8 protein-coding genes are annotated in these 8,139 nt (G+C 56.4%); 6 read left to right on the plus strand and 2 right to left on the minus strand.

What is annotated here, in order from left to right; translation table 11 throughout:
• Nucleotides 1-22: 22 nt before the first annotated feature.
• Together ACIQ2E_RS14315 and ACIQ2E_RS14320 are read right to left on the minus strand one after the other, a co-directional pair.
• Entirely contained in the window at nt 23-679 is a 657-nt protein-coding gene (locus tag ACIQ2E_RS14315) for a DUF3172 domain-containing protein (protein ID WP_398332002.1), read from the minus strand.
• Nucleotides 676-1,023, minus strand: a complete 348-nt coding sequence (locus ACIQ2E_RS14320) for an NAD(P)H-quinone oxidoreductase subunit M (RefSeq protein ID WP_296370357.1) — start codon at nt 1,021-1,023, stop codon at nt 676-678. The genes ACIQ2E_RS14315 and ACIQ2E_RS14320 overlap by 4 nt, the downstream gene beginning before the upstream one ends.
• Before the next feature lie 182 nt (nt 1,024-1,205).
• Between ACIQ2E_RS14320 and pds the strand changes: the two genes are divergently transcribed.
• The 6 genes from pds to ACIQ2E_RS14350 all read left to right on the plus strand — a co-directional run.
• Nucleotides 1,206-2,600 (plus strand): 15-cis-phytoene desaturase, encoded by a 1,395-nt coding sequence (pds, locus tag ACIQ2E_RS14325; protein ID WP_398332006.1) that lies wholly within the window; start codon nt 1,206-1,208, stop codon nt 2,598-2,600.
• Nucleotides 2,600-5,269, plus strand: coding sequence for a response regulator (locus ACIQ2E_RS14330; protein ID WP_398332009.1), 2,670 nt, complete (start codon nt 2,600-2,602; stop codon nt 5,267-5,269). The genes pds and ACIQ2E_RS14330 overlap by 1 nt, the downstream gene beginning before the upstream one ends.
• A 6-nt stretch (nt 5,270-5,275) precedes the next feature.
• Nucleotides 5,276-5,659 (plus strand): response regulator, encoded by a 384-nt coding sequence (locus tag ACIQ2E_RS14335; protein WP_398332012.1) that lies wholly within the window; start codon nt 5,276-5,278, stop codon nt 5,657-5,659.
• Nucleotides 5,659-6,696: a response regulator gene (locus ACIQ2E_RS14340; protein ID WP_398332015.1), complete on the plus strand. Its 1,038-nt coding sequence runs from the start codon at nt 5,659-5,661 to the stop codon at nt 6,694-6,696. Before ACIQ2E_RS14335 ends, ACIQ2E_RS14340 begins: the two co-directional genes overlap by 1 nt.
• Nucleotides 6,693-7,640, plus strand: a complete 948-nt coding sequence (locus tag ACIQ2E_RS14345) for a phytoene synthase (protein WP_398332018.1) — start codon at nt 6,693-6,695, stop codon at nt 7,638-7,640. The genes ACIQ2E_RS14340 and ACIQ2E_RS14345 overlap by 4 nt, the downstream gene beginning before the upstream one ends.
• Nucleotides 7,637-8,139 (plus strand): hypothetical protein (locus ACIQ2E_RS14350; protein ID WP_398332021.1); only part of this gene is annotated, 503 nt, incomplete at its 3' end. The genes ACIQ2E_RS14345 and ACIQ2E_RS14350, both read left to right, overlap by 4 nt.

Genomic DNA, 8,139 nt, shown 5'->3' on the forward strand with positions numbered 1-8,139 from the left:
GCTCAGAGCCAGGGGGCGACGATCAGAACTGATCTGCCTCGGGTGTGATGCCCACGCTGTCGTCGGCCACGCCTTTGGTGAGGAATTTGTTCTCACTGATATCGGTCTGGTAGACGCAGCGCACGATGGGTTTGTCCTTCACCGAGCCGATGTAGGCAAAGGTGTTCATGCGCTGCTTGCACTGGCGCATCTGCTCGGCGGTCACTGCACCTTCTTTTTGCAGCACACTCCAGTTCTCACGACGGATCACACAGCCAGGCTTGAGCGAGGGCTGGGTCACGAAGCTGCTGCTGGGGTTCATCGTGGTGTACAACTCGATGTCCATCACGAAGGCGCTGGCACCCCACTGGCGGCAGAACTCGGGATCCGGCACCGCCATGTCGAGCTGCTGGGAGCTGGCGATGTTGCCCTGATCGCCCTGGGTGGTGCTGGAAATACCCGTGCCGATGCCGATCCCCACCACCAACACGCCGGCCAGGATCGCGCCGCTGGCCACGTTGAACTGAAAGCCGCCGCCACCTGGGCCACCGCCAGAACCGCCGCTGGATCCCCCGGCGGAGCCGCCCCCTCGCCGCGGCATGTCGTAGGGGTCGCGCCCGCGGCTGGGCCGGCCCCGACGTTCCTCCGGATAGCTGTAACGGTCGTCGTCGTAGCCGCGGCTGCTGCGGGATCGGGTCATGCGCTCTGGGGGGCCTGCGGCAGGCCCATGGAGTAGTTCAGCACCCGGCAATCGGGGTTGTAGCGAAGGGCTCCTGCCTGGAGCAGCTCGCGGATCTTGCCCTCCAGTTCAGAGCCGATGCGGCGCAGGTTGTAGTCGTTGAGATCCTGGCCGGCATGGGCTTCCACGAGCTCACGGAAACGTTGTTGCACGGCCTCTTGGCTGGACGGGTCCCAGATGAATTCGTTGTCGGGGTCGAGATCCAGCGTGAGCTGGTTCGGGTCGAACACCAGCTGCGCGTTCTCCACGCGGGCCGTGAAGATCCGCACGTGGCGGGTGGTGGCTTTGAGCAGTGTTTCGGCCATGGGGCGGGCGGGGCAGCGCAGGCCGGCAGACCCAAGGACCGGCTTCGTTGACTTTAGAAAGCCCTCGCGCTGTCCGGTCAAGCACAGGCCGCGAGCCGGCTTGCTGGGGTTTGGCTCAGGGAGGTTGGCTCAGCACCCATGCATCAGCCCCCTTAAGGTTGTCTGCTGATTCAGGGGTTTTCATGCGCGTCGCCATCGCTGGTGCTGGTCTGGCCGGTCTGGCCTGTGCCAAGTACCTCTGCGACGCCGGTCACACCCCGGTGGTGGTCGAAGCCCGCGACGTGCTCGGCGGCAAGGTGGCGGCCTGGCAAGACGAAGACGGCGACTGGTACGAAACCGGTTTGCACATTTTCTTCGGCGCCTACCGCAACATGCGGCAGCTCTTCAAGGAGCTGAACATCGAAGACCGGCTCCAGTGGAAGAGCCATTCGATGATCTTCAACCAGAAGGAAACGCCGGGCACCTACAGCCGATTCGACTTCCCCGACATCCCGGCACCGTTCAACGGTGTGGCGGCGATTCTGGGGAACAACGACATGCTCACCTGGCCGGAGAAAATTTCCTTCGGCCTGGGCTTAGTGCCGGCAATGCTGCGCGGCCAGCAATACGTGGAAGAGTGCGATCAATACTCCTGGACGGAGTGGTTGAAGCTGCACAACATCCCCGAGCGCGTGAACGATGAGGTGTTCATCGCCATGGCCAAGGCGTTGAACTTCATCGATCCCGATGAGATCTCCAGCACCGTGGTGCTCACCGCCCTGAATCGCTTCCTGCAGGAGGGCGACGGCTCCAAAATGGCGTTCCTCGATGGCAACCCGCCTCAGCGCCTGTGCCAGCCGATCGTGGATTACGTCACCGAGCGTGGCGGCGAAGTGCATCTCGATTCACCCCTGCGGGAGATCGAGCTCAATGCCGATGGCAGCGTTAGCGGCTTCCGAATCGGTGGCATCAAGGGCAAAGAGGGTTACACCCTGCAGGCCGATGCTTACGTGAGCGCCCTGCCGGTGGATCCCTTCAAGCTGCTTCTGCCGGAGCCCTGGAAGGAGATGCCCTACTTCAAGAAGCTCGACGGCCTCAACGGTGTGCCCGTGATCAACATTCACCTTTGGTTTGATCGCAAGCTCACCGAGATCGATCACCTGCTGTTCAGCCGTAGCCCCCTGCTCAGCGTGTATGCCGACATGAGCAACACCTGCAAGGAATACGAAGATCCCGAGCGCTCCATGCTTGAGCTGGTGTTCGCCCCCGCCAAAGACTGGATTGGCCGGAGCGATGAAGACATCGTGGCCGCCACGATGGAAGAGCTGAAGCGCTTGTTCCCGATGCACTTCACTGGCGATAACCAAGCGCAGCTCCGGAAGTCGATCGTGGTGAAAACGCCCTTGTCGGTGTACAAGACCGTGCCCGGTTGCCAGCAGCTGCGCCCGGATCAAACATCCCCGATTCCCAACTTCTTCCTCGCTGGCGACTACACCATGCAGCGCTATCTCGCTTCTATGGAAGGTGCTGTGCTCAGCGGCAAGCTGTGTGCTGAAGCTGTGGCTGGTGCAACCGCTCCAGCATCGGCGGTGGCCTGATGGCCCACTCCGGGCCTGCTCCTGCTGCGTCGCTAGAGGTTGAGGCCCGCTCGATTGCTCGTCGTGTCAGACGCGGAACAATCGCCTGGTTTTGTCTCATTACTGCACTGCTTCTTGGCTCTGGGGGCTACAGCTTTTATCGGCTGCGGCAAACCATCCTCACGCTGACCGATCAAAAGGTTGAAGCGATTGGTGATAACCTTGTCAGTCAGCTCAAGATTTCAGATGCGATTTACCGCCGTATGTCATTCGGTGGTGCGAGTTTTCTTCAGTCTGCCTATCTAGAGCTGGGAGAGCCTGATCTTACTCAGCAATCTGTCGATCTGAATGGTCAGCAGCTGCCTGATCTGCGCTTCGGTGGGCAGCTGCTGACGAACCGACAAGATCTGCTGAAAGGTGTGGTCGAAAAGATAGGGGGAACTGCGACCGTTTTTGCTTTAAATCAGAGCGGACAGTTCGTTCGTGTTGTGACGAATGTTCGTGACAATAAAGGTGTGTTGGCGGTAGGGACGTTGCTGAAGCCAGGGGGCGAGGCGGATCAGGCCTTGAAGGCAGGGAGGCAGTTTCGTGGTGTTGTTGATATCCTCGATCAGCTTTATTTCACTACGTATCTTCCCATTCGCGATCGCTCTGGCCGTGTCATTGGAGCTTTTTATAGCGGCTATCTGATTGATTCTCTCAGTGAGATCAAGCGCACGATTCGAGAGGTTCGAATCCTGCAGCGCGGCTTCGTGGCCCTGCAAGAGCCTGACGGAGACATTGAGTTGTGGTCGAGTTTTGTCACCAAGCAAGAGGTTGAGAGAGTCCTTGGCGGTCTGCGCAATGCGCCTCCAACCTCGGTGGTGAATCAAGATGATTACATCATCTCAACGCGATCCTTTGTCCCGTGGCGCTCGCGTGTTTATATCGCATCTTATCTGCCTGATGTTGATCGACGTGCTCGCCAGTTAACTCTCGGGATTCTGGGGATCACCGTGCTCGTGATCCTGCTTGTGCTTGTACTCTCCTGGTTTGTGAGCCGCCGTCTCACCCAGGCTCTGATCGAAGGGGAAACCGCTCGCCGTGCTGCGCAGTTTGAGGAGCGTGCAGCTCTGAAAGCGCGTGAAGAAGCTGAAGTGGCAAATCAGGCTAAGAGCGCCTTCCTCGCCAATATGAGCCATGAATTGAGGACCCCGATGAATGCCATCACTGGTTATAGCGAGATGCTGATTGAGGAGGCTGAAGATATGCAGCCAGAGGAGATGGTGGATGATCTTCAAAAAATTCTCTCTGCTGGACGACACCTTCTTGGTCTGATTAATGATGTCCTAGATCTATCCAAGATTGAGGCGGGCAAGATGACTCTCTATCTTGAGAGTTTTGATGTCCCTGAGCTGCTTGATGGAGTGGTCGCAACAGTTGGGGCGCTGCTCGAGCGAAACCAGAATCGGTTGCATCTCGACTACCCACCGTCCCTCGGCGCGATGCGTGCTGATGTCACAAAAGTGCGTCAGTGCTTGTTGAATCTCCTGAGTAATGCCACGAAATTTACGGAGAAAGGTGAGATTCGAGTCCAGGTTTCTGTGGTGGATAGTCAGAGTGAATCTGGTTGTGAGTGCATTCAATTTGCAGTCTCAGACAGCGGAATTGGTATGACAGACGAGCAAATGGCTCGCCTGTTCCAGAGTTTCAGTCAGGCTGATAGCAGCACGACGCGTAAATACGGAGGCACTGGCCTTGGGCTGGCGATCAGTCGCCGCTTTGCCCGTTTGATGGATGGGGATATTACCGTTACCAGTGAAGTTGGTATCGGAAGCACCTTCACCCTGACTTTGCCGCGAGAGGTGAGTGAGGTGACGGCTCCCAATGGTGAGAGTCATGCTCTTCCGGTGATGCCTGGTGCACTCACTGAACCGTCTGATCCCGAAGGGATGCCAGTGGTTGCAGCCAAAGGGACTGTCTTGATCATCGATGATGATCCTGCGTCAGCCGATCTTGTGCGTCGCCATCTTCAAACGCAAGGTTTTAAAGCAGTTATTGCTCATTCTGGTGAACAGGGAATCGAGCTGGCATGCCAGCTATCTCCTGATGCAATCACTCTCGATGTGATGATGCCAGGCTTGGATGGTTGGGATGTGTTGCAAGCCATCAAGTCTGACCCTGCACTATGCAGCACTCCTGTTGTGATGATGAGTGTCCTAGATAATCGCTTGTTGGCCCGCTCTCTTGGCGCCAGTGGTTGGCTTCACAAACCCCTCCACAAACCTGAGCTTCAGCAACTACTGACAGCTATTCAATCGAGTGGTGGTCCCGAGCCACCACGGTTGCTTGTGGTGGAGGATGAGCCTGCCAATGCAGAATGGTTGAGGAAGTTATTGGAGCGCCGTGGTTGGCTAGTGGTTCATGCTGCTAACGGACATGAGGCCTTGGCTGAGATTGCCCATGTTCGCCCTTCCTTGATTCTCCTCGATCTGATGATGCCGGAGATGGATGGCTTGCAGTTCCTTGAGCGGCTGCGGCTGAATCCTTTGGCGGCTTCGATTCCTGTTGTCGTGCTCACAGCCAAAGATCTCACTCCCGAAGATCATCGGTGTTTGCACGGCAGGGTTGCAGATGTGCTGAGTAAAGGCAGTATCACTGCGGTGGCCTTGGTGGAACAGATCAATGCGATCCTGTCGGTTAGAGCCTGAAAACCTATGACGATCCGAGTGCTGTTGGTTGAAGACAATGAGATGAACCGGGACATGCTGACCCGTCGCCTAACCCGAAAGGGGTTTGAGGTGCTACAAGCGGTTGATGGCCAGCAGGCCATCGAGATGACATCGCAGGCAATGCCTGATCTGATTCTGATGGATATGAGTTTGCCTGTGCTCGATGGCTGGGAGGCAACGCGCAGGCTCAAGGCTGATTCAGATCTTCAAGCGATTCCTGTGATTGGCCTAACCGCTCATGCCATGGATGGTGATCGTGAAAAGTGCTTACAGGCTGGGTGTGACGAGTATGACACCAAGCCGATTGACCTACCACGATTGCTGGAGAAAATGACCATCCAGTTGCAACGGATTGGAAAAGGGCTGTGATGTCTGCTGAACCTCTTTCTGGAAATCAAGATCTTTCCGATCTTCGCCATGATCTTTGCACGCCGATTAACCAGATTCTTGGTTACAGCGAGATGTTGGAGGAAGATGCCGAGGCCATGGGCCAAGCCGATGTTGTTGAGGACCTTCAAAAAATTCAGTCCGCTGCCTCCAATCTACTGACGATGGTCCGAGAGCGTCTAACCGATGCTCCGGCACCACACTCCTCAGATCGGGAGGTTCCTGCGTTTTCCTTTGAGGTGCTGCCTGGCTCTGATGATAGCCCTGAAGCAGGTGACGATCTCAGGGCATTTGGTGTTTCGATGTCTGGGCGAATTCTGGTGGTTGATGACGACGAGCTCAATCGCGATGTACTGGCGGAGCGTTTGAGCCGGCAAGGTCACGTCGTGACCACCGCTTGTGATGGTGAAGATGCACTTGCTCAGGTCAGGCGAAGCAGCTTTGACTTGATATTGCTGGACGTGATGATGCCAGTCTTGGATGGATATGGAACGTTGAAGGCTCTAAAGAATGATGAAGAGCTTCGCTCCATCCCGGTGATCATGATCAGTGCGCTTGATGAGCTATCGAGTGTTGTGCGTTGCATCCAGACGGGTGCTCACGACTACCTGCCAAAGCCGTTTAATGCAACGCTATTGAAGGCGCGAATCGGAGCTTGTCTCCGAGAGAAAGCTAGGCATGATGAGGAGGTCAGGCTCTACGAAGATCTACTCAAGAGTCAGCAGACACTGCAGCGTGAACTTGATCGCTCTGAGGTCGCTATGGCCAGCATTGATCCATCCCTGCGCGATGATCCGCGTTTCGACTCTCTCTTCACTGCTATCACCGCGATGACAGGGGCGATCCAGAGGCGCGAAAGCGATCTCCGCCACACCATGAAGGGGCTTGAGATCCAGATCAATCGGCAGGCCCTGAAGGTTCAGGTCGGCTCGATCGTCTCTGATCCCTCCTTCTCCGCCCTGTCGGAGCGGGCTCGGGCCATGCGCCAACGTCGTCAAGAGCGAGGACGAGCAAAATGAGCATCGTGCTCTGCCACGATGGCAGTCGTTCTCCCGCATCCGTGGTGCTACCCACCCTGCCAGAGGCCTATGAGCAGTGCCGTCAGGAGACGGCTCGGTGGGCGAAGACGTTTTATCTCGGCACCTTGCTGATGCCTCCGGCTAAGCGCCGGGCCATTTGGGCGATCTACGTGTGGTGCCGACGCACGGATGAGCTGATGGACAGTGAGGAGGCACAGTCGCAACCTGTTCAAGAGCTTGCCCGGCGCTTGGACGTGTGGGAGCAACGGACGCGCGATCTATTCAATGGTGAGATTCGAGATGGCCTAGACCTGGCCATGCGGGACACACTCGACCGTTATCCGCAGCCACTACAGCCTTACCTGGACATGATTGAGGGCCAGCGGATGGACCTCAGTCAGCATCGCTACGCCACTTTCGCCGATCTCAAGCTCTATTGCTATCGAGTCGCGGGCACGGTTGGTCTGATGACTCAGGAGGTAATGGGTCTTGATCCTGCGTATACGTCAGCTCCCTGGAGTGAATCGCCAGATACGTCCGATGCAGCGGTGGCTTTGGGAATTGCGAACCAGCTGACCAATATATTGCGTGATGTCGGTGAAGATCGTGGTCGCGGCAGGATCTATTTGCCACTGGAAGACTTAGATCGCTTTTCCTACAGTGAGGATGAGTTGATGCGTGGGGAGCTAAATGATAACTGGCGTGCTCTGATGCGCTTTCAGGTTGAACGCGCGCGTGATTGGTTTGCTCGCTCTGAAGCTGGAGTGCGATGGCTGGGGCCTGATGCACGATGGCCTGTGTGGGCATCTCTACGCTTGTATCGAGGCATTCTTGATGTGATTGAGCAGGCTAATTACGATGTTTTCAATCATCGTGCTTTTGTGCCCAAGGCTGGCAAGCTCCTGGATCTACCTTTTTCTTTCTTAATTGCTCAAGCTCGATGATGCGCCCCTTTACACGCTTGGGGCCGTTTGGACTGCCTGTCGCATTTCTGCTTGCCTTTCTCCCCTTTCCCCAATTTGCTCGTTCGGCCGAGCCGAAGCCGTTGCCGAGGTATGCGGATGTTGAGTCTCTAGGTGCAGGTTGGCCAACTCAGAAGCCTCTCCCGATCGAGGATTTTCAGCCCATACCCCTTGAGCAGCTTGCCAACCTTGATATGGAGGCAGCGGTTCGGCTCTCGGATCGTCGTAATCCTGTTGTGCGCCAAAGCTATGAAGAGCTTGTCGCTACTCAGAATGCTCTTGGTGCTGCTTACGCCACATGGTGGCCCGTTATCAATGCAACGTTGAACGGTGGTATGTATGGAGAGACTGCCTTTTATAATTACCCTGGCGCTCTCACTGGCGTTGGTGCTCCAGCTGATGGAAATCCCTATGCCAGCCAGCGTGGCTTTACTGGGAGCTACTTTCAGAGTCTAAGCCAATTCGATATTGCTTGGAATGT

The organism is Vulcanococcus sp. (assembly GCF_044369115.1).
GTDB lineage: Bacteria > Cyanobacteriota > Cyanobacteriia > PCC-6307 > Cyanobiaceae > Vulcanococcus.

Excerpts from the sequence above, each read along its gene's own strand:
- ACIQ2E_RS14315 (WP_398332002.1), bottom strand. The coding sequence starts at position 679 with ATGACCCGATCCCGCAGCAGCCGCGGCTACGACGACGACCGTTACAGC.
- ACIQ2E_RS14320 (WP_296370357.1), bottom strand. The coding sequence starts at position 1,023 with ATGGCCGAAACACTGCTCAAAGCCACCACCCGCCACGTGCGGATCTTC.
- pds (WP_398332006.1), top strand. The coding sequence starts at position 1,206 with ATGCGCGTCGCCATCGCTGGTGCTGGTCTGGCCGGTCTGGCCTGTGCC.
- ACIQ2E_RS14330 (WP_398332009.1), top strand. The coding sequence starts at position 2,600 with ATGGCCCACTCCGGGCCTGCTCCTGCTGCGTCGCTAGAGGTTGAGGCC.
- ACIQ2E_RS14335 (WP_398332012.1), top strand. The coding sequence starts at position 5,276 with ATGACGATCCGAGTGCTGTTGGTTGAAGACAATGAGATGAACCGGGAC.
- ACIQ2E_RS14340 (WP_398332015.1), top strand. The coding sequence starts at position 5,659 with ATGTCTGCTGAACCTCTTTCTGGAAATCAAGATCTTTCCGATCTTCGC.
- ACIQ2E_RS14345 (WP_398332018.1), top strand. The coding sequence starts at position 6,693 with ATGAGCATCGTGCTCTGCCACGATGGCAGTCGTTCTCCCGCATCCGTG.